The following is a 20,682-nucleotide window of genomic DNA, read 5'->3' as shown; positions in this document are numbered from 1 at the left end:
CCCGGCCGCCTCCGCCCCCACGCGGGCTACACCACCGCGCCGCGCCCCGGGTCGTCGTTCTCGTCGTCCTCGTCGTGGTTCATCCGGGCCACCAGCGTCGCGAAGCCGCCCAGGAAGCCGCCCACGCAGAGCGTCGCCAGCCACCAGGTCATGTCCCACTGGAGCAGCACCGCGACCAGCATCAGCACCGGCCCGCCCACCACACCCAGCCAGGCGAACTTGGCCGTCACGTCGGCCTCCGGCAGTGGCGGCGGCTCCGGCGGGACGAAGTGGCCCTCGTCGCTGTCGTCCCCGCCGCTCAGGTCGCCCTCGGCGGGCTCCGCCACGCTGTAGTCGCGCGGCCCGGCCGTGCCGACCCCGGGAGCGAAGGTCACCGAGCTCCCGAGCGGCTTGCCGGTCTCCGGCTCCGCCGGTCCCGTCTGCTCCTTCGGCGTCTCGTTGACGTCGTCCTCCAGCAGGCTCAGGTCCTCGATCGACTTGAACGGCTTGGCGCCCGGAGGATCGGCGGGCTCGTCGCCGTACCCGGCGACGATCGCCGCCCAGGCCGCCTCCTCGTCGATCGGCCGCGGCTCGCGGTCGCCCTCGTGGTCGGGTCCCTGAGGGTCCTGCGAGTCCTGCGAGTCCTGCTGCTCAGCCACCGGTTGGGCTCCCCTTCTTCGCGATGCCAGGAGCGAGTCGGCCGATGAACGTGTAACTCTCCTCGAAGATCCGCCCCGCATCATGGTCCAACGTCGCCACGTGGTAGCTCTGTTCCAGCAGGATCTCCTGGACGTCCGTCGAGGAGATCCTGCTCAGGATGCGGGCCGTGTCCGCCGGGGGCACGACATGGTCCTGCGGGCTGTGCAGCAGCACCACCGGCTGGGTGACCTGCGGCAGCTCCGCGTCGACCAGCCGGAAGAACTGCCGCACCGAGTGCGCCGCGTGCAGCGGCACCCGGTCGTAGCCGACCTCCGTCGCGCCCTCCAGGGCGATGTCGCTCGTCAGCCCCTTCGTCGTACGGACGAGGTGGCGGGCGACCGGCAGCGCGTACGCCGACAGGCCGTGGACCTTGTTCGCCGGGTTGACGAGCACGATGCCCGCCACCGCGTCCCCGTGCTTCGCGGCCAGCCGCAGGGTCAGCGCCCCGCCCATCGAGAGCCCGAAGACGAAGACCTGGGAGCAGCGGTCCACCAGGGACCGCAGCTCACGGTCCACCTCGGCGTACCAGTCCTGCCAGGTGGTGGCCTGCATGTCCTCCCAGCGGGTGCCGTGCCCGGGCAGCAGCGGCAGCGACACGGTGAGCCCGCGCTCCGCCAGATACTCGGCCCAGGGGCGCAGCGACTGCGGGGATCCGGTGAATCCGTGACAGAGAAGAACGCCGACCTCTCCGCCCTCATGGCGGTACGGCTCGGCTCCGGGGAGGACCGGCACCGGGGTCTCCTGTTCGGGGGGTTCGATGTGGCTCGGAAGGTGTACTTCACCGTACGCGACCGGACCGACACCCGACCAGGGCCGTCACGGACCCCGGTCGGCCCGGTTCGACACCGGTCGTCGTCGTCGCAGCCCCGCGAGCGGGGCCCCGGGCCCCTTACGGGATAAGGTCTGTTCCATGGAACACGGGAGGCACTCGCTTTGATCTACGGCGCTATGAAGTTCTCCATCGGAGGGTCGCTGAAGCTCGCCTTCAGGCCCTGGGTGGAGGGCCTCGAGAACATTCCCGCCGAGGGACCGGCGATCCTCGCGAGCAATCACCTCTCCTTCTCCGACTCCTTCTTCCTTCCGGCCGTCCTGGACCGCAAGGTCACCTTCATCGCCAAGGCCGAGTACTTCACCTCGCCGGGAGTGAAGGGCAAGCTCACCGCCGCCTTCTTCAAGGGCGTGGGCCAGCTCCCCGTGGACCGCTCCGGCGCCCGCGGCGCCGGTGAGGCGGCGATCAAGGCCGGCATCGACGTCATCGAGGGAGGCGGACTCTTCGGGATCTATCCCGAGGGCACCCGCTCGCCCGACGGCCGCCTCTACCGCGGCAAGCCCGGCGGTCTCGCGCGCGTGGCGCTCGCCACCGGCGCGCCCGTGATCCCCGTCGCCATGATCGACACGGAGAAGATCCAGCCGCCCGGCAAGGTCGTCCCGAAGCTGATGCGCCCGGGCATCCGGATCGGCAAGCCGCTGGACTTCAGCCGCTACCACGGCATGGACGGCGACCGGTTCATCCTGCGCTCGGTGACCGACGAGGTCATGTACGAGATCATGAAGCTCTCCGGCCAGGAGTACGTCGACATCTACGCGACGGCCGCCAAGCGCCAGATCGCCGAGGCGGAGAAGGCAGCCAAGGAAGCGGTCAAGGCGGAGATCGCGGCACGCGAGGAGTCCGGCGCGTAACCGCGCCGTTCGCAGAGCACCCAGGGGTGGGGGGAAATGGCCAAGCGCGAGCGTGTCGTGCGGATGTCGGTCGAGCAGCCGCTGTGGCGCGCGCTGACCGGCTACCGCGTGCTGACCATGATGTACGCAGTCTTCCTCTTCGTCTTCTCGCGCGAGCGGTACGAACGCCCCTGGGTGGCCGTCGTCTTCCTGGCCCTCCTCGCCGTGTGGACCCTCGCCACGCTCCCCAAGGTGGCGAGCGCCGCGCGGTGCACCAGGCGCTTCCTGGTCACCGACCTGACCGTCGCCCTCACCGGCATCCTGCTCACGCCCCTCGCCGACGCCCAGGCCCAGCAGGTCGACGGCCCCACCCTGCCGTCGATATGGACCGCCGGGGCCGTCCTCGCGTACGCCATCAAGGGCGGCTGGCGATGGGCCGGCTTCGCGTCCTCGCTGGTCGCGGTGGCCAATATCGTCGAGCGTGGAAGCCCCAGCCGGGACACCCTCCACAACGTCCTGCTGGTCTGGATCGCCTCGGTCGCCATCGGGTACGTCGTCGAGGTCGCCCGGGCCTCCGAACGCACCCTCGCCCGGGCCCTGGAGATCGAGGCGGCGACGCGTGAGCGCGAGCGGCTCGCCCGGGACATCCACGACAGCGTCCTGCAGGTTCTCGCGATGGTGCAGCGCCGGGGGACCGCGATCGGCGGCGAGGCGGCCGAGCTGGGCCGGATGGCCGGCGAGCAGGAGGTCGCGCTGCGCACCCTCGTCGCCGGGGGCATGACCCGGCCCTCGCTGGTCTCCGAGGACGAGTCCGAGGGGGCCGTCGTACGGATCGTGGAGGAGCCCGACGAGGACGGGCCGGTCGACCTGCGGACCCTGCTGGCGCCCCGCGCCGGGGCCCGGGTCACCCTCGCCGACCCGGGCGCACCGGTGCTGCTGCCCCCGTCGGCGGCCAGGGAGTTGGCAGCCGCCGTCGGCGCCGCCCTGGACAATGTCCGCGTCCACGCCGGTGACGGGGCCCGCGCCTGGGTCCTGGTCGAGGACTGGCCGGACGAAGTGATCGTGACGGTCCGGGACGACGGGCCCGGTATTCCGGAAGGCCGGCTCGCGCAGGCGGAGGGCGAGGGACGCATGGGCGTCGCGCTCTCCATCCGCGGCCGGCTCCGGGACCTGGGCGGCGCGGCCGAGCTGGTCTCGGTCCCGGGCCAGGGCACGGAAGTCGAACTGAAGGTCCCACGGGGGAAGGCGAGTACGTGATGAGTGAAGAGCGGCAGCTGATCAAGGTGATGGTGGTCGACGACCACCCGATGTGGCGGGACGCGGTCGCCCGCGATCTGGCCGAGGCCGGTTTCGACGTGGTCGCCACGGCGGGCGACGGCGAACAGGCCGTGCGCCGCGCTCCGGCCGCCGACCCCGACGTGCTCGTCCTCGACCTCAATCTGCCGGCGAAGCCGGGGGTCCAGGTCTGCAAGGAACTGGTCGGCGCCAACCCCGAACTGAGGGTCCTGGTGCTCTCCGCCAGCGGGGAGCACGCCGATGTCCTCGAGGCGGTGAAGTCCGGCGCCACCGGTTATCTGCTCAAGTCGGCCAGTACGGCGGAGCTGATCGACGCGGTGCGCCGCACCGCCGTCGGCGACCCCGTCTTCACCCCGGGCCTCGCGGGCCTGGTCCTCGGCGAGTACCGCCGGCTGGCCTCCGAGCCCGCGCCCGCCGCCGGTCCCGACGAGCCCAGGGCCCCTCAGCTCACCGAGCGCGAGACCGAGGTGCTGCGGCTGGTGGCCAAGGGGCTGAGCTACAAGCAGATCGCCGAGCGCCTGGTCATCTCCCACCGGACCGTGCAGAACCATGTGCAGAACACCCTGGGCAAGCTCCAGCTGCACAACCGGGTGGAGCTCGTGCGGTACGCGATCGAGCGCGGCCTCGACGACGCCTGACCCCACGCCCCTTTACACGTACGGGTGAACGAGTGGGCGTCAACTGCCGCTCTGCGTACGGGAATTCACCTTTCGTACCGTGCCGTAGTGACCTGCGTCACTACTAGCGTGACCCGCATACGTCACCAGCACGGCGAAGGGAAGGTTCCATGCGGGTCGGAGTACTGACCGGGGGCGGCGACTGCCCCGGACTCAATGCGGTCATCCGCGGCATCGTCCGCAAGGGTGTCCAGGAGTACGGCTACGACTTCACCGGCTTCCGGGACGGCTGGCGCGGTCCTCTGGACGGCGACACCGTACGGCTCGACATCCCCGCCGTGCGCGGCATCCTGCCCCGCGGCGGCACCATCCTCGGCTCCTCGCGCACCAATCCCCTCAAGGTGGAGAACGGCGTCCGCCGGATCAAGGACAACCTCGCCAAGGACGAGGTGGACGCCCTCATCGCGATCGGCGGCGAGGACACCCTCGGTGTCGCCGCGCGGCTCTCGGACGAGTACGGCATCCCGTGCGTCGGCGTACCGAAGACGATCGACAACGATCTTTCCGCCACCGACTACACCTTCGGCTTCGACACCGCGGTCGGTATCGCCACGGAGGCCATCGACCGGCTCCACACCACGGCCGAGTCGCACATGCGGGTCCTGGTCGTCGAGGTGATGGGCCGTCATGCGGGCTGGATCGCCCTGCACTCGGGCCTGGCCGGCGGCGCCAACGTCATCCTCATCCCCGAGCAGCGCTTCGACCTCGACCAGGTCTGCGCCTGGGTGACCTCGCGGTTCAAGGCCACCTACGCGCCGATCGTCGTCGTCGCCGAGGGGGCCATGCCCAAGGACGGGGAGATGGTCCTCAAGGACGGGACGCTGGACTCCTTCGGGCACGTCCGTCTCTCCGGCGTCGGCGAGTGGCTGGCCAAGGAGATCGAGAGGCGCACCGGCAAGGAGGCCCGCACCACCGTCCTCGGGCATGTGCAGCGCGGCGGCACGCCGAGCGCCTTCGACCGCTGGCTCGCGACCAGGTTCGGGCTGCACGCCATCGAGGCGGTGCGGGACGGCGACTTCGGCAAGATGGTGGCGCTGCGCGGCACGGACATCGTCCGGGTCCCGATCGCCGAGGCGACCTCCCGGCTGAAGACCGTCGATCCGGCGCTCTACGCCGAGGTGGGCGTCTTCTTCGGCTGACACGGTCGCCCCCGCATGACGGCCGCCGGGGTGGGCATGACCCTTATAGGCTTTTTGCCCACTTTTTGGAGGTGGCAGGGATGGCTGGCGGGAAGAAGATCAAGAACGCGGCCAAAAGCACCAAGGGGAAAGTGAAGGAGGGCACCGGCAAGGCCCTCGGCAACGAAAGTCTGGAGATGAAGGGCAAGGCCGAGCAGATCGCCGGTGACGCGAAGCAGACCGGTCAGAAGGCCAAGGACACCCTCAAGCACTGAGGCGCCCGGGCCGCACGGGCCGGGGCCGACGGGAGGACCGTCGGCCCCGGCCTCGTCGTGTGCCTGCCTCAGCGCCGTCGCCGGCGGGGCTGCTCTTCCTCTTCCTCTTCCTCTTCCTCCTCCTCGTACGCGCCTTCTTCCTCGCCTTCCTCGTCGCCCCCGTCTTCGTACTCGTCCTCGTACTCGCCTTCGGCCTCTTCGTCGGCCTCCTCGTCCGCGCCCTCCTCCTCGGGATACTCCTCGTCCGCCTCGTCCGCCTCGGCTTCCTCGTCCTCCAAGCCTTCGTTCTCCTCGTTCTCCTCCTCCTCGAGGGCTTCCTCGTGCGTCCGGACGACCTCGCCGTCGCGGATCTCACCGCGCCAGCCCTCGGGCTCCTCCGTGGAGAGAATGACGTGGCGGTTGAAGTTCTTGAGGTCCAGGCGCAGGCGCCGGCCCTGCGCCCGCCAGAGGTTTCCCGTCTTCTCGAAAAGCCCGCTCGGGTAGTACTCGACGACCACGATGACGCGGGTCAGGGACGGCGCGAGTTCGTGGAAGCTGACACAGCCGCGCGTGGTTCCCTTGGCGCCCTCCGAGCTCCACACAATGCGTTCGTCGGGTACCTGCTCTTCGACGGTGGCCTTCCAACTGCGGGTGGACGGCCCCACTTTGACCTTCCAGTCCGAGCTGGTGTCGTCCTCCTGGGAGACGCTGCGGACTCCCTTGGCGAACTGGCCGAAGTCCTCGTACTGCGTCCAGTGGTCATAGGCGGTGCGCAGGGGCACGCCGACATCCGTCGTCTCGACGATGTTGGTGACCTTGGGGCTGCTCTTGCGGCCCTTGCCCTTCCCGCCCCCGAGCAGGTTGGACGCCGTGCCGGTGATCTTGTCCTTGAGGCCGCCGAACTGCTCGCCGACCACCGCCTTCAGCGGCGAGTCTCCCTGGAGCAGCCGGCCGCCGATGCCGGCGAGGGAGCCCCCGCCCTCCGCGACGTCGCTCAGCTGGTCGGTGACGTCGCCGAGTTTGCCCGCGGCCTTGTCGGCCAGTTGCTCGGCCTGGGCGCCGAGATACCCGACCACCTCGTCCAGCAGCTGGTCGAGGACGGCCTGCGTGCCGCCTCCGCTGTCGCGGTCCTTGGTGGCCATGGCGCTACCTCCGGCTCGACGGCTTGCGAGCGGTCGTCTTCTTCGCCGCTGTCTTCTTCGCGGAGGCCGTCCGCGAAGGCCGGCCCGGACCGCTGGACTTCGCCGCTGTCTTCTTGGCCGGTGCCTTCTTGGCCGCCTTGGCGGGTGCCTTCTTCGCGGGCGCCTTCTTCGCCGGTGCCTTCTTGGCCGGGGCCCTGGACGCGGCCGGCTTGGCGGCCTTCTTGGCCGGTGCGCTTCGAGAGGACGTCGAGGACGACGAGGCCTTGCGCGCCGGTGCGGCCTTCTTGGCCGGTGCCTTCTTCGCGGGGGCGCGGGACTCCGCGGCCTTCTTGGCGGGGGCGGCGCGCTTGGAGGCCGACTCCCGTGCCGGTGCCCTGCGCCGGGGGGCCGGGGCGGTCTTGGCGGAGCGGGGCGAGGGCCGCGAGCGCCGGCGGGGCGCGGGCTCCGGTTCCTCCTCCTCTTCCTCTTCGGGTTCCTCTTCTTCTTCTTCTTCTTCTTCGGCCTCCTCCTCCGGTTCTTCCTCCTCGGCCTCTTCTTCGGCTTCGTCGGGCTCCTCGCCCTCGTAGGCCTCGTCTTCGTACGGTTCCTCTTCGTAGGCGCCCTCTGGCTCCTCGTAGTCCTGGTCCTCTTCGTCCTCTTCGTCCTGGCCGTTGGTCAGGCTCAGAGTGCGCTCGTGGAGGGAGTCCGCGAGCCCGGACAGCTTGCGGTTGGCGGTGGCCATCAGGGCCTTGCGGCCGGCGTCGAGGGCCTCACCGCGGACCTGCTCGCCCAGCTGGGCGACCTGGGGCATCTCGCCGAGCTTGCGCAGGCCCTGCGTCACGAGCTGACCCGGCTCGATGCCGAATCTGCGACCGGCCATGTACGTCGCCATGCTGAAGGCCAAGCGGCCCTTCTTCGCCCGCCCCAGTACGTAGCCGCCCGCCACGGCGGCCGCGAGGGCGATCTTCGACGTGTCCTGCATGGGCCTTTCCTTTCGCCAGGCGCCGCGGCCGCCGACAGCCGCTGAAGTCCCGATGCGCCGGGCTCGGAGGGGCGCCGGCGCTGTTCGCTCGGGCGGTCACTTGGGCCCCTGCTCTGAGAGGAACCGAATATGCCTCTATAGGATGAAAATCTGCGGTTCGCGAGGTATGGGCGACTCCTCTTCGGGGAGTCGCGAGGACAGAAGTCGCGGTTCGAGGGGAGAGCCATATGGCCGCAGCAGAACCGGCCCGCCGTCGACGGCCCCTCCCGGCCGACGACGCGGAAGCCGAACGCACGAGCAGTCGGCCCCCTCGGAGGGCCCCCGCCCGGCGGCACGGCTCCGTAGGCGCGGCCAAGGCGATGCGGTCGGCCGCCGAGCAGTTGTCGGAGCTGATCGGGCGGAGTCCCGAAGGGGTCTCCTCGCTGAAACCGACGGAAGACGGCTGGGAGGCCCAGGTGGAAGTGCTCGAACTGGAACGCATCCCGGACACCACCAGCGTGATGGCCAGCTACAAGGTCACGATCGACGAGGAAGGCGAGCTGGTCTCCTACGAACGGACCCGGCGGTACAGCCGGGGCATGATCGACTGACCGGCCTGAGCCCAGGCCGGCCCTGGAGGGAAGCGCCATGACCATGGTGCCGCAGAGCGGAAGCACGGTTGCCAGGGGCGGAGGAGGGGGTGGCACGAGCAGTCTGTACGACGTCCTCGAACTCATCCTTGATCGCGGGCTCGTCATCGACGTTTTCGTGCGCGTCTCCCTGGTCGGCATCGAGATCCTGAAGATCGACGCGCGGATCGTCGTCGCCAGTGTCGACACCTATCTGCGCTTCGCCGAAGCCTGCAACAGGCTCGACCTCGAGGCGGGCCGCAAGGCCCCCGCCCAGCTTCCGGAAGTGGTCGGAAACATGGTCGAGGGCGGGGCCAAGGGAAAGTCCAAGGGAGCGCTCAGCGGTGCCGTGGAAGCGGTGACGCAGTCCCTGGGCGGCAAGTCCGACGACGACGAGGACCGGGAAGAGGAGTACGCAGAAGAGGAAGCGCCGCCGCCGCGCCGCAAGCGACCGGCCGCCCGCCGTCCGGCCCGCCGGGAGAGGGAGTGACCGATGGCCCTCTACGTCTACGCGATCACGGCCGCCGACCATCCCCGTCACCTGCGCGATCTGACCGGCGTCGGCACCGAACCCCCCGCCCTGCGCTCGGTCTCCGCCGGTCCGCTGTGCGCGATCGTCAGCGAGGTCGATGAGGAGATCCGCCCCAAGCGCCGGGACCTGGCCGCCCACCAGGAGGTTCAGGACCGGCTGATGGCCGACGGGACCGTGCTTCCGCTCCAGTTCGGTTATGTGGCACCCGACGAGACCGCCGTGCGGCAGGTGCTCGAGGAGCGCGCGGACCTGTATGTCGAAGCCCTCGACCGGCTGAAGGGCTGCGCCGAGTACCACATCAAGGCGTCCCGCAACGAGGACGACCTGCTGCGCGAGATCCTCGAGGATTCCCCGGAGGCGCGCAGGCTGAACGACGAGATCCGGGCCGGCGCGACGGACCCGCGGCTCCCGATCGCGCTGGGAGAGCTGGTCGCGCAGCAGGTCCGCGACCGGCAGGAGGAGCTGGCCGCCGAGCTGGTCCGGGCGCTCCTGCCTCTCGCCCGGGACCACAGCGTCCACCCGCCGGCCGGCGACGACCTTCTCAGCCTCTCCCTTCTGGTGGAACGGGAACGGGAGGAGGAACTCCTGGCGGCGGAGGCCAAGCTGGGGCAGGAGAGGGACGACGTCGAGTTCCGATTCGCCGGCCCCCTGCCTCCGTACAGCTTCGTGCAGTGAAGGAGGTGCGTGATGGGGCTGTTCAGCGCCCTGCTGACCTCTCCTCTGGCGCCCGCACGCGCCGTGGTGTGGGTCGCACAGCGCGTCGCCGACCAGGCCGAGGCGGAGTACTACGACCCGGCGCCCGTCTGGCGCCGGCTCACCGAGCTGAACAGGAGGCTCGAGCAGGGGGAGATCGACGAGGAGACGTTCGAGAGCGAGGAGGACGCACTGCTCGCACGGCTCTCGGAGATCACGGAATTCCGGCAGCGGCAAGCGGAGTGAGAAGCAACCGCGCGCAGTGAGACGAGGGAGGTCCCGTCGTGACGGAGCCCATGTCCAACCGGTACGGTTCCCTGCCCTCCCGCGCCGGCTACCCCCAGGGGTCGTCCGCCAACCTCGCGGACATCCTCGAACGGGTTCTGGACAAGGGCATCGTCATCGCCGGTGACATCCGCATCAACCTCCTCGACATCGAGCTGTTGACCATCAAACTGCGCATCCTGATCGCGTCCGTCGACAAGGCCAAGGAGATGGGCATCGACTGGTGGGAGTACGACCGCTCCCTCTCCTCCCGGCACAGCGGCGACCCGCTCGCCGAGGAGAACCGCCGTCTGCGCGCCGAGCTGGAGGAGCTGCGGCGCGACCGGCTCGACGCCGGCCGGTCCACCGGCCGGCGCGCCATGGACGCGGTGGAGCGGCCGGCGGCCGAGCCCCAGGAGGTCGACGAGGCGGAGGGCGAGGAACCCGGCGACGGCACCGGGCGGAGGCGCCGGCGATGAACGGCCAGGATCCGCGGAGCCTCACCTATGTGTACGCCGTCGCCGCGCGTACGCCCGAACTCGGGAAGCTCGTCGCCGGTCTGCGCGGCGTGGCCGACGCTCCGGTCGCCGTCCTTTCCCCCGACGCCCCGGAGGCCCCCGGCGTTCCCGGGGCCTCCGGCACGGAGAGGGCGAACCCGCCCGCCTTCGTCACCAGTCAAGTGCCCTTCGCCGACTGGCGCGAGGAGTCCCTCAAAGCGAGGTTCGAGGACATCGAGTGGCTGGAGGCCACCGCCCGCGCCCACCACGAGGTCATCCAGGCCCTCGCCGCCGCCATGACCGTGCTGCCCCTGCGCATGGCCACCGTGTACCAGGACACCGACCGTGCTCTGGAGGCCCTCCGCGCCGAACAGGAGACGTTCACGGAGCGGCTCGGCCTGCTGACCGGACGGACCGAGTACGGCGTCAAGATCTATGTCCGCCCCGCCGCCGACCGCGCCGGTCCCGGACCCTCCGGAGACGAGCCGGCGCCCGTCAGTCCCGGCAAGGCGTACCTCCGGGCCCGCAGGGAACAGCACCACGCGCGCGAGGACCACTACCGGCAGGCCCAGGAGGCCACCGACCGCATCGCCGACATCGCCGCCCGGTTCGCGGACCAGCGCGTACGGCACCCGCCCCAGACCGGGGCGCTCGCGGGCGGCGACGCCGAAGACCGGGACGAGAACGTGCTCAACGACGCCTATCTGGTGGCGGACGAGCACGCGCCCGGGTTTCGCGCCGCCCTGAACGAGGCGGCCGACTCCCTGCCCGGGATCCGTATCGAGGTCACCGGCCCGTGGGCCCCGTACTCCTTCGCCATGCCACCCCCGGAGCCGGCCACCCCCGCCGAGCGGGAGTCGGAGCGATGAGCGTCACCGAGCACGACCCCGCCCTGCCCGGCCGTCAGGTGGCCCTCGTCGACCTTCTGGACCGGCTGCTGGCGGGCGGGGTCGTCCTCACCGGAGACATCGTCCTGTCGATCGCCGACATCGACCTCGTGCGGATCTCCCTGCGCGCCCTCATCACCTCCGTCACCCCCCTCGCGGAACCACCCCGAGCCGGTGAGCGGCATGACGGGTGACCGGCCGGCCCCCGGGGAGCGCCGCCGGCCACCGGGCGGCGAGCCGGACGACGTCGGCGACACGATGGCAGCCGCCTTCAGGCTGCTCCAGGCACCTCCCCCCACCCCGGGCGAGCCGCAGGTCCCCGCGCACCGGCTCCGCTCCGACCACGAGAAGGTGGGGGAGGACCTGCTCAAACTCGTGCTCACCGTGGTGGAACTGCTGCGTCAGCTCATCGAGCGACAGGCCCTGCGCCGGGTTGACGCCGGCGGCCTCACCGACGAGCAGGAGGAGGAGCTCGGAGCCACCCTGCTCGCCCTGCACGACCGCATGTCCGAGCTGTGCGCGGAGCACGGCTACGCCCTGGAGGACCTGAATCTCGACCTGGGCCCCCTGGGTCCCCTCCTGCCGCCGGCGGACTGACCCGGATTTCGGTGGCCGCGCCCTCAGACCAGGACGCCCGCCAGCAGGTCCGCCACCACCGTCGCGCCGTCCAGCGTCAGCACGGACTCCGGGTGGAACTGGACCCCGGCGAACCCGGGCCCCCGCAGCGCGTGCACTTCGTCCGTCGCCGGGTCGCGGCTGACCTCGACGCGGCGCAGGGCCAGCGCGGCCGCCGTCTCCTCGTCGCAGCGGGCCGTGAAGCTGTTGTAGAAGCCCACGGTCTCCTCGCGGCCGAACAGGTCGATCCGCACCTGTGCCCCCTGGAACGGTGTCCGCTTGCGCACGATCGACAGCCCGAGCTCGGCGGCGATCAGCTCATGACCGAGGCAGACGCCGAGCAGGCGCTGCGCCTGGCCCTGGACGAGGTCCGCGGTGAGGGCGCGCAGGAAACGCATCTTCGGGTCGGCGGGATCGCTCGGATCGCCCGGCCCCGGGCCCAGGACCACCGGCCCCGGGTGCGTGAGCGCCGCCTCCCGCAGCCCCGGCTCGTCGTAGCGGCGGACCGTGACCTCCAGGCCCGAGGAGCGCAGCAGATGGGCGAGCATCGCCGTGAAGGTGTCCTCGCCGTCGACGACCAGCGCATGGCCGGTCAGATCGGCCGACCGCGTCTGCATCTTCAGCCAGAACGGCGCGAGGTCGGCCCGGCGGGCGTCCAGCGCGGCCCGCACCCGTGGGTCGTCCGCGAGCCGGGGCCGTACGGATCTCCCCTCCGGCCGCCCCGCCCCTTCCGCGCCCTGCCGTGGCGGCAGGACCCCCAGCGCCGTCAGCACCCCCGCCGCCTTGGCATGCGTCTCGGCGACCTCGCCCGCCGGGTCGGAGTGGCGGACCAGCGTGGCGCCGACCGGGACGCGCAGCCGCCCGTCGGCGTCGATGTCGGCGGTACGGATCAGGATGGGGGAGTCGAGCGTCTGAGTGCCGCCCGCGTCCGTCCCGAGGAGCGCCAGCGCACCCGCGTAGTACCCGCGGCCCCCGACCTCATGGCGTTCGATGACCCGGCAGGCGTTCTGCACCGGCGAGCCGGTGACCGTGGCCGCGAACATGGTCTCCCGCAGGATTTCCCGTACGTCGAGGGAGGAGCGGCCCCGCAGCTCGTACTCGGTGTGCGCGAGGTGCGCCATCTCCTTGAGCCGCGGCCCCACGACCACCCCGCCCATGTCGCCGACCGTGCACATCATCTTGAGCTCCTCGTCGACGACCATGGAGAGCTCCTCGGTCTCCTTGCGGTCGGCGAGGAAGGTCAGCAGGTCCTCCGAGGTGGGGCCGCCGGCCGGATAGCGGTAGGTCCCGCTGATCGGGTTCATCACCACCGTGCCGCCCGCCGTCCGCACATGGACTTCCGGGCTCGCGCCGACCAGGGTGCGCTCGCCGGTGTGGACGACGAAGGTCCAGTACGCGCCCCGTTCTCCGGAGAGGAGCCTGGGGAAGAGCGCCAGCGCGTCGGCGCGGCCGAAGCCCGGGATGTCCCCGGTGTAGGTGCGGCGGATCACGAAGTTCGCGCCCTCGCCGCTGCCGATCTCCTCGTCGATGACCCGGCGGACGATCCCCGCGTACGCGTCGTCGTCGACGTCGAAGCCGCCGCCCTCGACCAGCACGTCGTGGGAGGGCAGCCGGTCCAGCGCCTCGGCCAGCGGCAGCTCGTACGTCTCGTCCGCGACCAGGACCGACAGCGGGGTGCCGTCGTCGCGTACGTCGAAGCCGCGCTCCCTGATCTGCCGGAACGGCACCAGCGCCAGCGACGGCAGCTCACCGACGGGCAGGTCGGCCAGCCGCTCGGCCTCGTGCACCCGGCCGATCAGGACCTCGACGGTGTCGTGGTCCCGGCCGGGGGTGCGCCGGCGGAGCAGGGCGAAGGGAGGGCAGGAGTCGTCCAGGAGCCGGGTGAGATCCAGCGGCGGGGTGTCCATGCGATGCGTTCCTTCCGAGTGGGAGGAACGGCCCGTCAAACGGAAGAAGGCCGCCCCTCGGGCGGCCTTCGCGTGTTCGTGTACGCGCAGTCAGTGGGCCGCCGGATGAGCGGTCCACCACCAGTTCTGGGTCATCTGGGTCTGCTGCGCGAACATGCGGCGAACCCTACCCCAAGGTCGTTCCCGGACGGCCGTCTCATCTGCTGAGCGGACGGATGGACGGAACGAAAGACCCCGTAAGGTGTTACAGGTGACCGTGAACGCTAAGACCACCGCAACCGGTGGCAACACCTGGCGAGACCTTCCCGCGGCGCAGCAGCCCGAGTACCCCGATGCCGAGGCTCTGCGCGATGTGATCGCGGACCTCGAGTCGTATCCGCCGCTCGTCTTCGCGGGCGAGTGCGACCAGCTGCGCGCCCGGATGGGAGCCGTCGCCAAGGGCGAGGCGTTCCTCCTTCAGGGTGGCGACTGCGCCGAGGCCTTCGACGCCGTTTCCGCCGATCACATCCGGGCCAAGCTCAAGACCCTCCTTCAGATGAGCGCCGTCCTGACGTACGCGGCCTCCGTGCCCGTCGTCAAGGTCGGCCGCATCGCCGGCCAGTACTCGAAGCCCCGCTCCAAGGGCACCGAGACCCGCGACGGCGTGACCCTGCCCACCTACCGGGGTGACTCGGTCAACGGCTTCGACTTCACCGAGGCCGCCCGCATCCCGGACCCCGAGCGCCTGAAGCGGATGTACAACGCCTCCGCGTCGACGCTCAACCTGGTGCGCGCCTTCACCACCGGCGGCTACGCCGACCTGCGCCAGGTGCACGCCTGGAACCAGGACTTCGTGAAGTCGTCCCCCTCCGGTCAGCGCTACGAGCAGCTGGCCCGCGAGATCGACAACGCGCTGAACTTCATGAAGGCCTGTGGCACCGACCCGGCCGAGTTCAAGGCCGTCGAGTTCTACGCCTCGCACGAGGCGCTGCTGCTCGACTACGAAGGCGCTCTGACCCGTACCGACTCGCGCACCGGCAAGCTGTACGACACCTCCGGCCACATGGTCTGGATCGGTGAGCGCACTCGTCAGCTGGACCACGCGCACATCGAGTTCGCCTCGCGGATCGCCAACCCGATCGGCATCAAGCTCGGCCCGACCACCTCGGTCGACGAGGCGCTCACCTACATCGACCGCCTGGACCCGGACCGCGAGCCGGGCCGGCTGACCTTCATCGTCCGCATGGGCGCCGACAAGGTCCGGGACAAGCTCCCGGAGCTGGTCGAGAAGGTCACCGCCTCCGGCGCGGTCGTCGCCTGGGTGACCGACCCGATGCACGGCAACACCTTCGAGGCCGCATCGGGCCACAAGACCCGCCGCTTCGACGACGTGCTCGACGAGGTCAAGGGCTTCTTCGAGGTCCACAAGGGCCTCGGCACCCACCCGGGCGGCATCCATGTCGAGCTGACCGGTGACGACGTCACGGAGTGCGTGGGCGGCGGCGACGAGATCTTCGTCGACGATCTGCACCAGCGCTACGAGACCGCCTGCGACCCGCGTCTCAACCGCAGCCAGTCGCTGGATCTGGCGTTCCTGGTCGCGGAGATGTACCGCGATCAGTAAGGACGTTCCTACGACGAGGGGGCGCGGATCCATGTGATCCGCGCCCCATCGTCGTATCCAGGGCTTTTCGAGGGCCCGAGGTGCCAGGTAAGGTTAGGTTCACCTTATCGATCACGCACTGATCCCGGCGGGAGGTGAACCGCGTGTACGTCTGCTCGTGCTTCGGTGTCACCGAGAAGCAGGTCCAGCAGCACGCCGACGCGGGAGCCTGTACGCCCCGCCAGATCGCGTCCGCCTGCAAGGCCGGCACCGACTGCGGCGGGTGCGTACGCCGCATCCAGGCCATCCTCGGCCGGGGCAACTGCCCGCGGCGTGATCTCGTCGACCAGGGCAAGCCGGCGCTCGCCGAGCTCGCCGAACTGGCCGTGGACCCGCAGGCGGGCCCGGGAGCCGGACCGTACGCGGCGCCGCGGCTCTCCGAAGCGGCCTGATCAGCTCTCCGGCTGCTCGATCAGCTGGGCGATGTAGAGGGCTTCACCGAGCTTCTCGACCAGCTCCAGCTGCGTGTCGAGATAGTCGATGTGGTGCTCCTCGTCCGCGAGGATCGACTCGAAGATGTTCGCCGAGGTGATGTCGCCCTTGGCCCGCATGACCTCGATGCCCCGCTTGAGCCGGTCGATCGCCTCGACCTCGACCTGCCGGTCCGCCTGGAACATCTCGGTGACCGTCTGGCCGATGCGGACATGGAAGAGCCGCTGGTAGTTCGGCAGGCCGTCCAGGAAGAGGATCCGGTCGGTCAGAACCTCCGCGTGCTTCATCTCGTCGAACGACTCGGCGCGCGTGTACTTGGCGAGCTTCGTCCAGCCGAAGTTCTCCTGCATCTTCGCGTGCAGGAAGTACTGGTTGATCGCGGTCAATTCGGCGGTCAGCTGCTCGTTGAGGAACTCGATGACCTCGGGGTCGCCCTGCATCGCAGAGGCTCCTTCCGCGCGTATGACTGGGCAGGATGGCCGCATCCTCGCACCGGGGGTGCGTGGCGTCCAGTAAGTGCACGCTTAGTAGGAGTTGCACCAATCCTGTAGGTCCTGGTCATGACCACCCCTCGCAGTCTGTCACCATGGATGGCATGGGTCAGCCGGAGAGCGGGGAACGCCGGACAGCAGAGCAGTCGGAGCTTCCGCCGGGGCAGCGGCTGCAGCGCGGCTGGCCGGTCACCCACTACGGCCCGGTCCCCAAGTTCAAGCCGGATCGCTGGGAGTTCAGGGTCTTCGGCGCCACGGCGGACGGCGACAAAAGGTGCTGGAACCACGAGGAGTTCTCGGCCCTGCCGTTCTCCACGGTCGTGGCCGATCTGCACTGCGTCACGAAGTTCAGCATGGTGGGGGCCGAATGGGGTGGGGTGCCCGCCCGTACGATCCTGGACCTCGCCCCGCCGGCGCCCACGGTCACCCATGTGATGGTCTGGGCGGAGTACGGCTTCAGCGCCAATCTGCGGCTCTCCGACTTCGCTTCGGACCGCTCCATTTTCGCCACCCACAAGGACGGTGAACTGCTCACCGCCGAACACGGCTTTCCGCTGCGCCTCGTCGTGCCGCATCTGTACGCCTGGAAGGGGCCCAAGTGGGTCCGGGGCGTGGAGTACATGACCGCCGATCGCCGCGGCTTCTGGGAGGAGCGCGGCTATCACAACATCGGCGACCCCTGGACCGAGCAGCGCTACTCCTATCAGGAGGAGCCGGGGGACGGCCCGGAGCTCTAGCGCCGCTCGTACCCCCTGCGGGTACTGGTGGAGATCAGTGGTACTGGTGGACCACCGCGTGGCCCTTGCCGCGGCCGATCATCCACTTGTTGACCGGGGTCGTGACGACGAAGGCGAGGGCGAGCGAGGAGATGAGCGCTCCCCAGAACAGGGCGTCGGAGAGGTGGGCGTCCATGGCGCCCGGCCACAGCGCGATCACGCCGTTGTCGATCAGTTCCATCACCGCGATGGAGAGCGTGTCGGCGGCGAGGGCGACCCGGAAGGCGGTCCTGAAGCCGACGCCCGCCTTGAGGACGCCGCGCAGGGTGAGCGCGTAACCGAAGAAGAAGGCCAGGATGATCGCCGTGATCATCGTCGGCATGTTGCCCCAGCCGAGGGCGGTGCCGATCACCATGCCGAGGATCTCGCCGATGGCGCAGCCGGTGAGGCAGTGGAGGGTGGCCTGGGCGGCCATGGACCAGCTGACCTTGCCGCCGCCGTGCTGGTGCGTATGCCCCTCATGGCCCTCGTGACCATGGCCCTCGTGGCTGTGCCCCTCGTGTCCTCGATGGCCGTGCCCTTCGTGCCCTTCATGACCTGTGTGACCGACGTGGTCCGCGTCGCGCTGCATGGCTCCCCCAGAGTTCGGTAGCGTTCCTGGCTACACCAGAAACGCTATACCCCCTAGGGGTATTCCTCAAGGGATTTCAGCCCTCGCGGAGCGCCTTCAACCGCTTGACGTCCGACGCGTGGCCCTCCTTCCCGCCGGGCGTCTCGATGATCAGAGGAACCCCCTCCGTGGCGGGGTGGCGCATCAGCTCGCGGAACGGCTCCTCGCCGATGTGACCCGAACCGATGTTCTCGTGACGGTCCTTGTGCGCGCCCACGACGTCCTTGGAGTCATTCGCGTGGATCAGTTTCAGCCGCCCCTCGCCCACGGTCTCCACCAGCAGATCGAGGGTCTGTGTCATCCCGTGCGGTCCGGCCAGATCGTGCCCGGCCGCGAATATGTGACAGGTGTCCAGGCAGACGCCCAGCTTGGGATGCCGGTCGAGCGCCTCGAAGTACGGCCCGAAGTCCCAGGTCCGCGAGCACAGCGAGAACCCCTGCCCGGCCGTCGACTCCAGGAGCAGGAACGGGTCGTCGTCGTGGGTCAGCTCGTCGAGGAGCGGCAGCATCCGCTCCCGTACCTGCCCCAGTGCCACCTCGCGCGACCGGCCACCGGTCGCCGAACCGGTGTGGACGACCACACCCAGCGCGCCGATCTCCCGGGCGCGCCGCAGCGAGTGGCGCATCGAGTCCACGGACCGGTCGGCGGTGGCCTCGGTGTGCGAGCCGAAGTTGATCAGGTACGGGGCGTGGACGTACGCCGATATGCCCTCGGCGGCGCACGCGGCCCGGAACCTCTCGTCCTGGTCCGGGTTGCCGGCCGGGGTGGCCCAGCCGCGCGGGTTGGCGACGAAGACCTGGACGGTCTCGGCGCCCAGCTCGCGGGCGTAGGTGAGGCCGGTCGTGGCGAGGCCGCCGGCCACGGGGACATGGCCGCCGACGGGGTTGCGCATGAGTTCTCAGAGTCCCTTGGTCTTGATGGTGATCGTGCTGCCCTCGGGGGCCTCGTCGCCGCCGTCCACCGACTGGCTCGACACGGTGTCGCCGAGGAACGGGAAGTTCTTCTCGACCTCCACCTCGAAGCCCTTGGCCTTGAGCGCGGCCGTGGCCTCGTCCACCTTCTGACCGGTCACATCGGGGACCTCGACCATCCGGGGGCCCTTGGAGACGGTCAGGGTGATCGTGTCGCCCCGGGCGGCCCGGCTGCCGTCGGCCAGGGACTGGTTGGCGACCGTCCCCGCGTCCTGGGGGGAGTGGACCTGCTCGGCGGCGACCTTCACGGTGAGACCGAGCTCCTGGAGCGTGCTGGTGGCCTCGGCGACGGAGTCCCCGGTCACGTCCGGGACGTCGACGGGCGCGCCCTTGCTGACGACCAGGGCCACCGCGGAGTCGGGGCTGCGCTCGGTTCCGGGCTTCGGATCCGAGCTGATCACGGCGTTCCGCGGGATGTCCTCGCTGAAGGCGGTGGTGATGACGCCCGGGGCGAGCCCGGCCTTGGCCAGTTCGCGCCTGGCCTCGTCGAGGGGGGTGCCCTTGAGGTCGGGGACCTTCACGATGTGCGGGCCGCGGGAGAGCGTGAGCTTCACCGAGCCGTTGCCCCGGATGCGGGCGCCGGGGGCCGGGTCGGTGCCCATGACGGTGCCGCGGGCGTACGTCTCGCTGAAAGCGCGCTCGACCCCGGCCACGTCGAGTCCGGCGGCGGTGAGGCGCTGGGTGGCCTTGGCCTCCGTCTGCCCGAGAACCGCCGGGACTCGGGTGAACTGGCCCGAGTTGATGTACCAGACGCCGGAGCCGACGCCGAGGACCAGCAGCACGGCGGCGATCACGGCGAGAACGCCGCGCCGGGGTGCTGCGAGCGCGCGCCGGGGACGGGCGCGCGGCGGCTCCGGCGGGGGCATCACGAGCCGGGCGGTGTGGTGCACGCCGTCCTGGCCCTGCTCGGCGGGCAGGACCCGGGGAATCACGCTTGTCCGGTCCTCGGGACCGCTGTCCCGCTGTTCGGACGCCGTCACGGCTGAGGGCGCCCGGTCGGAGGCGGCTGAGGACACTGCCCCGGACACGCCTCCGCGCACCGCCCCGGTGGCGGCCCCGGCCCGGGCCTGCGGCGGGGTCAGGTCCAGCTGCGCGTCGCCGAGCGCGGCGCGGGCCTCTCGGGCCTGGGCCAGGAGCGCCACGGCGTCGTGCGGCCGGATCTCCGGATTGCGAGCCGTGGCGCTCGCCACCAGCTCGTCGAGCTCGACGGCGAGGCCGGGGACGGCGGCCGACGGGGCGGGCACGTCGGCGTTGAGGTGCTGGTAGAGAACCTGCGCCGGGGTCTCGCCGGCATGCGGCTTGGCGCCCGTCAGCATCTCGTACAGCACCACGCCGGAGGCGTACACGTCGACGCGGGTGTCGGCGGTGCCGTTCTCGATCTGCTCGGGCGCGAGGTACGAGACGGTGCCGAGGAGGGCGCCGGTCGTGCTGGTCACGGAGCCCACGGCCCGTACGAGACCGAAGTCGGCGACCTTCACACGGCCGTCGTCCCCGATCAGTACGTTCTCCGGCTTCATGTCCCGGTGGACGAACCCGGCGCGGTGCGCCGCCCCCAGCGCGGCGAGCACCGGCTCCAGGATGTCCAGCGCCGCCCTGGGCTGCAGGGCGCCCCGCTCGCGCAGGACGTCGCGCAGGGTGCACCCGGCCACGTACTCCATGGCGAGGTACACATACGCGCCGTCGGCGCCCTGGTCGAAGACGCCGACGACATTGGGGTGCGTGAGCCGCGCGACGGACTTCGCCTCGCGGATGAACCGCTCGACGAAGGACGCGTCGGTGGCGAGCGCCGGGTGCATCACCTTGAGGGCGAGGACCCGGTCGAGCCGGGTGTCGACGGCCCGGTAGACCGTGGCCATACCGCCGACGGCGATACGCGCGTCGACGCGATAGCGGCCGTCGAGCAGCTGCCCGACGAGGGGGTCCTGAAGGGTCGTGTCCACGGAGCGAGTTTACGAGCCGCAGCCGACATCCC

The 20,682-nt window shown here is 70.6% G+C and carries 26 protein-coding genes; 16 read left to right on the top strand and 10 right to left on the bottom strand.

What is annotated here, in order from left to right; genetic code table 11:
- Positions 1–26 precede the first annotated feature (26 nt).
- Both ACZ7J0_RS05455 and ACZ7J0_RS05450 read right to left on the bottom strand, forming a co-directional pair.
- The gene (locus ACZ7J0_RS05455; protein WP_470884274.1) at positions 27–638 is read right to left on the bottom strand and encodes a hypothetical protein; all 612 of its coding nucleotides are present in this window, start codon (positions 636–638) and stop codon (positions 27–29) included.
- Positions 631–1,410, bottom strand: coding sequence for an alpha/beta hydrolase (locus ACZ7J0_RS05450; RefSeq protein WP_470884272.1), 780 nt, complete (start codon positions 1,408–1,410; stop codon positions 631–633). The genes ACZ7J0_RS05455 and ACZ7J0_RS05450 overlap by 8 nt, the downstream gene beginning before the upstream one ends.
- Before the next feature lie 216 nt (positions 1,411–1,626).
- Between ACZ7J0_RS05450 and ACZ7J0_RS05445 the strand changes: the two genes are divergently transcribed.
- From ACZ7J0_RS05445 to ACZ7J0_RS05425, 5 genes are all read left to right on the top strand, one after another.
- Positions 1,627–2,358, top strand: coding sequence for a lysophospholipid acyltransferase family protein (locus ACZ7J0_RS05445; RefSeq protein ID WP_468706208.1), 732 nt, complete (start codon positions 1,627–1,629; stop codon positions 2,356–2,358).
- 36 nt (positions 2,359–2,394) lie between these two features.
- Positions 2,395–3,594 carry a MacS family sensor histidine kinase gene (macS, locus tag ACZ7J0_RS05440; RefSeq protein ID WP_470884270.1) on the top strand — a complete coding sequence of 400 codons (1,200 nt, stop codon included), beginning with the start codon at positions 2,395–2,397 and terminating at the stop codon, positions 3,592–3,594.
- Positions 3,594–4,271, top strand: a complete 678-nt coding sequence (locus ACZ7J0_RS05435) for a response regulator (RefSeq protein ID WP_470884268.1) — start codon at positions 3,594–3,596, stop codon at positions 4,269–4,271. The genes macS and ACZ7J0_RS05435 overlap by 1 nt, the downstream gene beginning before the upstream one ends.
- Positions 4,272–4,420: 149 nt before the next feature.
- A complete protein-coding gene (locus ACZ7J0_RS05430; protein WP_470884266.1) occupies positions 4,421–5,449 on the top strand; it encodes a 6-phosphofructokinase in 1,029 nt (342 codons plus the stop codon).
- Between the two features lie 80 nt (positions 5,450–5,529).
- Positions 5,530–5,703, top strand: a complete 174-nt coding sequence (locus ACZ7J0_RS05425) for a CsbD family protein (RefSeq protein ID WP_470884264.1) — start codon at positions 5,530–5,532, stop codon at positions 5,701–5,703.
- 68 nt (positions 5,704–5,771) lie between these two features.
- Here ACZ7J0_RS05425 and ACZ7J0_RS05420 read toward each other — a convergent pair whose 3' ends face one another.
- Positions 5,772–6,824, bottom strand: a complete 1,053-nt coding sequence (locus ACZ7J0_RS05420; RefSeq protein ID WP_470884262.1) for an SRPBCC family protein — start codon at positions 6,822–6,824, stop codon at positions 5,772–5,774.
- A gap of 4 nt (positions 6,825–6,828) precedes the next feature.
- On the bottom strand, positions 6,829–7,785 hold the full coding sequence (locus ACZ7J0_RS05415; protein ID WP_470884260.1) for a histone protein: 957 nt from the start codon (positions 7,783–7,785) through the stop codon (positions 6,829–6,831).
- Between the two features lie 227 nt (positions 7,786–8,012).
- Here ACZ7J0_RS05415 and ACZ7J0_RS05410 point away from each other — a divergent pair, with 227 nt between their 5' ends.
- Genes ACZ7J0_RS05410 through ACZ7J0_RS05375 form a run of 8 tightly spaced genes read left to right on the top strand, consistent with a single transcriptional unit; the run spans position 8,013 to position 11,863 of the window.
- A complete protein-coding gene (locus tag ACZ7J0_RS05410) occupies positions 8,013–8,375 on the top strand; it encodes a gas vesicle protein GvpO (protein ID WP_470884258.1) in 363 nt (120 codons plus the stop codon).
- Between the two features lie 37 nt (positions 8,376–8,412).
- Positions 8,413–8,883 carry a gas vesicle structural protein GvpA gene (locus tag ACZ7J0_RS05405; RefSeq protein WP_470884256.1) on the top strand — a complete coding sequence of 157 codons (471 nt, stop codon included), beginning with the start codon at positions 8,413–8,415 and terminating at the stop codon, positions 8,881–8,883.
- A gap of 3 nt (positions 8,884–8,886) precedes the next feature.
- Entirely contained in the window at positions 8,887–9,600 is a 714-nt protein-coding gene (locus ACZ7J0_RS05400; protein WP_470884254.1) for a GvpL/GvpF family gas vesicle protein, read from the top strand.
- 12 nt (positions 9,601–9,612) lie between these two features.
- The gene (locus tag ACZ7J0_RS05395; RefSeq protein ID WP_470884253.1) at positions 9,613–9,864 is read left to right on the top strand and encodes a gas vesicle protein GvpG; all 252 of its coding nucleotides are present in this window, start codon (positions 9,613–9,615) and stop codon (positions 9,862–9,864) included.
- A 38-nt stretch (positions 9,865–9,902) separates the two neighbouring features.
- Positions 9,903–10,361: a gas vesicle protein gene (locus tag ACZ7J0_RS05390; RefSeq protein WP_470884251.1), complete on the top strand. Its 459-nt coding sequence runs from the start codon at positions 9,903–9,905 to the stop codon at positions 10,359–10,361.
- Positions 10,358–11,248 (top strand): GvpL/GvpF family gas vesicle protein, encoded by an 891-nt coding sequence (locus ACZ7J0_RS05385; protein WP_470884249.1) that lies wholly within the window; start codon positions 10,358–10,360, stop codon positions 11,246–11,248. Before ACZ7J0_RS05390 ends, ACZ7J0_RS05385 begins: the two co-directional genes overlap by 4 nt.
- Positions 11,245–11,460 carry a gas vesicle protein gene (locus ACZ7J0_RS05380; protein WP_470884247.1) on the top strand — a complete coding sequence of 72 codons (216 nt, stop codon included), beginning with the start codon at positions 11,245–11,247 and terminating at the stop codon, positions 11,458–11,460. Before ACZ7J0_RS05385 ends, ACZ7J0_RS05380 begins: the two co-directional genes overlap by 4 nt.
- Complete coding sequence (locus ACZ7J0_RS05375; RefSeq protein ID WP_470885138.1) at positions 11,450–11,863, top strand: gas vesicle protein K; 414 nt, start codon at positions 11,450–11,452, stop codon at positions 11,861–11,863. Before ACZ7J0_RS05380 ends, ACZ7J0_RS05375 begins: the two co-directional genes overlap by 11 nt.
- Before the next feature lie 23 nt (positions 11,864–11,886).
- Here the strand turns inward: ACZ7J0_RS05375 and ACZ7J0_RS05370 are convergent, their stop codons facing one another.
- Together ACZ7J0_RS05370 and ACZ7J0_RS05365 are read right to left on the bottom strand one after the other, a co-directional pair.
- On the bottom strand, positions 11,887–13,788 hold the full coding sequence (locus tag ACZ7J0_RS05370) for an anthranilate synthase family protein (protein WP_470884245.1): 1,902 nt from the start codon (positions 13,786–13,788) through the stop codon (positions 11,887–11,889).
- Between the two features lie 90 nt (positions 13,789–13,878).
- Positions 13,879–13,944 carry a trp operon leader peptide gene (locus ACZ7J0_RS05365; protein WP_469118904.1) on the bottom strand — a complete coding sequence of 22 codons (66 nt, stop codon included), beginning with the start codon at positions 13,942–13,944 and terminating at the stop codon, positions 13,879–13,881.
- A gap of 94 nt (positions 13,945–14,038) precedes the next feature.
- Here ACZ7J0_RS05365 and ACZ7J0_RS05360 point away from each other — a divergent pair, with 94 nt between their 5' ends.
- Together ACZ7J0_RS05360 and ACZ7J0_RS05355 are read left to right on the top strand one after the other, a co-directional pair.
- Positions 14,039–15,391: a class II 3-deoxy-7-phosphoheptulonate synthase gene (locus ACZ7J0_RS05360; RefSeq protein WP_469118146.1), complete on the top strand. Its 1,353-nt coding sequence runs from the start codon at positions 14,039–14,041 to the stop codon at positions 15,389–15,391.
- Positions 15,392–15,525: 134 nt separating this feature from the next.
- A complete protein-coding gene (locus tag ACZ7J0_RS05355; protein ID WP_470884243.1) occupies positions 15,526–15,822 on the top strand; it encodes a (2Fe-2S)-binding protein in 297 nt (98 codons plus the stop codon).
- Here ACZ7J0_RS05355 and bfr read toward each other — a convergent pair whose 3' ends face one another.
- Positions 15,823–16,302: a bacterioferritin gene (gene bfr, locus ACZ7J0_RS05350; RefSeq protein ID WP_469118144.1), complete on the bottom strand. Its 480-nt coding sequence runs from the start codon at positions 16,300–16,302 to the stop codon at positions 15,823–15,825.
- Between the two features lie 155 nt (positions 16,303–16,457).
- On the opposite strand from bfr, the gene ACZ7J0_RS05345 reads away from it, so the two are divergent.
- Positions 16,458–17,090: a sulfite oxidase-like oxidoreductase gene (locus ACZ7J0_RS05345; protein ID WP_470884240.1), complete on the top strand. Its 633-nt coding sequence runs from the start codon at positions 16,458–16,460 to the stop codon at positions 17,088–17,090.
- Between the two features lie 34 nt (positions 17,091–17,124).
- Here ACZ7J0_RS05345 and ACZ7J0_RS05340 read toward each other — a convergent pair whose 3' ends face one another.
- From ACZ7J0_RS05340 to pknB, 3 genes are all read right to left on the bottom strand, one after another.
- A complete protein-coding gene (locus ACZ7J0_RS05340; RefSeq protein ID WP_470884239.1) occupies positions 17,125–17,700 on the bottom strand; it encodes a DUF4396 domain-containing protein in 576 nt (191 codons plus the stop codon).
- Positions 17,701–17,776: 76 nt separating this feature from the next.
- A complete protein-coding gene (locus ACZ7J0_RS05335) occupies positions 17,777–18,631 on the bottom strand; it encodes a deoxyribonuclease IV (RefSeq protein ID WP_470884237.1) in 855 nt (284 codons plus the stop codon).
- Between the two features lie 6 nt (positions 18,632–18,637).
- The gene (pknB, locus tag ACZ7J0_RS05330) at positions 18,638–20,650 is read right to left on the bottom strand and encodes a Stk1 family PASTA domain-containing Ser/Thr kinase (protein WP_470884235.1); all 2,013 of its coding nucleotides are present in this window, start codon (positions 20,648–20,650) and stop codon (positions 18,638–18,640) included.
- Between the last annotated feature and the right edge of the window lie 32 nt (positions 20,651–20,682).

The organism is Streptomyces sp. NPDC038280, from assembly GCF_055600045.1.
This window is presented reverse-complemented; position numbering and strand designations above follow the sequence as displayed.

Coding starts and splice junctions, on each gene's coding strand:
- ACZ7J0_RS05445 (WP_468706208.1), top strand. CDS start 1,627: ATGAAGTTCTCCATCGGAGGGTCGCTGAAGCTCGCCTTCAGGCCCTGG.
- macS (WP_470884270.1), top strand. CDS start 2,395: ATGGCCAAGCGCGAGCGTGTCGTGCGGATGTCGGTCGAGCAGCCGCTG.
- ACZ7J0_RS05435 (WP_470884268.1), top strand. CDS start 3,594: ATGAGTGAAGAGCGGCAGCTGATCAAGGTGATGGTGGTCGACGACCAC.
- ACZ7J0_RS05430 (WP_470884266.1), top strand. CDS start 4,421: ATGCGGGTCGGAGTACTGACCGGGGGCGGCGACTGCCCCGGACTCAAT.
- ACZ7J0_RS05425 (WP_470884264.1), top strand. CDS start 5,530: ATGGCTGGCGGGAAGAAGATCAAGAACGCGGCCAAAAGCACCAAGGGG.
- ACZ7J0_RS05420 (WP_470884262.1), bottom strand. CDS start 6,824: ATGGCCACCAAGGACCGCGACAGCGGAGGCGGCACGCAGGCCGTCCTC.
- ACZ7J0_RS05415 (WP_470884260.1), bottom strand. CDS start 7,785: ATGCAGGACACGTCGAAGATCGCCCTCGCGGCCGCCGTGGCGGGCGGC.
- ACZ7J0_RS05410 (WP_470884258.1), top strand. CDS start 8,013: ATGGCCGCAGCAGAACCGGCCCGCCGTCGACGGCCCCTCCCGGCCGAC.
- ACZ7J0_RS05405 (WP_470884256.1), top strand. CDS start 8,413: ATGACCATGGTGCCGCAGAGCGGAAGCACGGTTGCCAGGGGCGGAGGA.
- ACZ7J0_RS05400 (WP_470884254.1), top strand. CDS start 8,887: ATGGCCCTCTACGTCTACGCGATCACGGCCGCCGACCATCCCCGTCAC.
- ACZ7J0_RS05395 (WP_470884253.1), top strand. CDS start 9,613: ATGGGGCTGTTCAGCGCCCTGCTGACCTCTCCTCTGGCGCCCGCACGC.
- ACZ7J0_RS05385 (WP_470884249.1), top strand. CDS start 10,358: ATGAACGGCCAGGATCCGCGGAGCCTCACCTATGTGTACGCCGTCGCC.
- ACZ7J0_RS05380 (WP_470884247.1), top strand. CDS start 11,245: ATGAGCGTCACCGAGCACGACCCCGCCCTGCCCGGCCGTCAGGTGGCC.
- ACZ7J0_RS05375 (WP_470885138.1), top strand. CDS start 11,450: ATGACGGGTGACCGGCCGGCCCCCGGGGAGCGCCGCCGGCCACCGGGC.
- ACZ7J0_RS05370 (WP_470884245.1), bottom strand. CDS start 13,788: ATGGACACCCCGCCGCTGGATCTCACCCGGCTCCTGGACGACTCCTGC.
- bfr (WP_469118144.1), bottom strand. CDS start 16,302: ATGCAGGGCGACCCCGAGGTCATCGAGTTCCTCAACGAGCAGCTGACC.
- ACZ7J0_RS05345 (WP_470884240.1), top strand. CDS start 16,458: ATGGGTCAGCCGGAGAGCGGGGAACGCCGGACAGCAGAGCAGTCGGAG.
- ACZ7J0_RS05340 (WP_470884239.1), bottom strand. CDS start 17,700: ATGCAGCGCGACGCGGACCACGTCGGTCACACAGGTCATGAAGGGCAC.
- ACZ7J0_RS05335 (WP_470884237.1), bottom strand. CDS start 18,631: ATGCGCAACCCCGTCGGCGGCCATGTCCCCGTGGCCGGCGGCCTCGCC.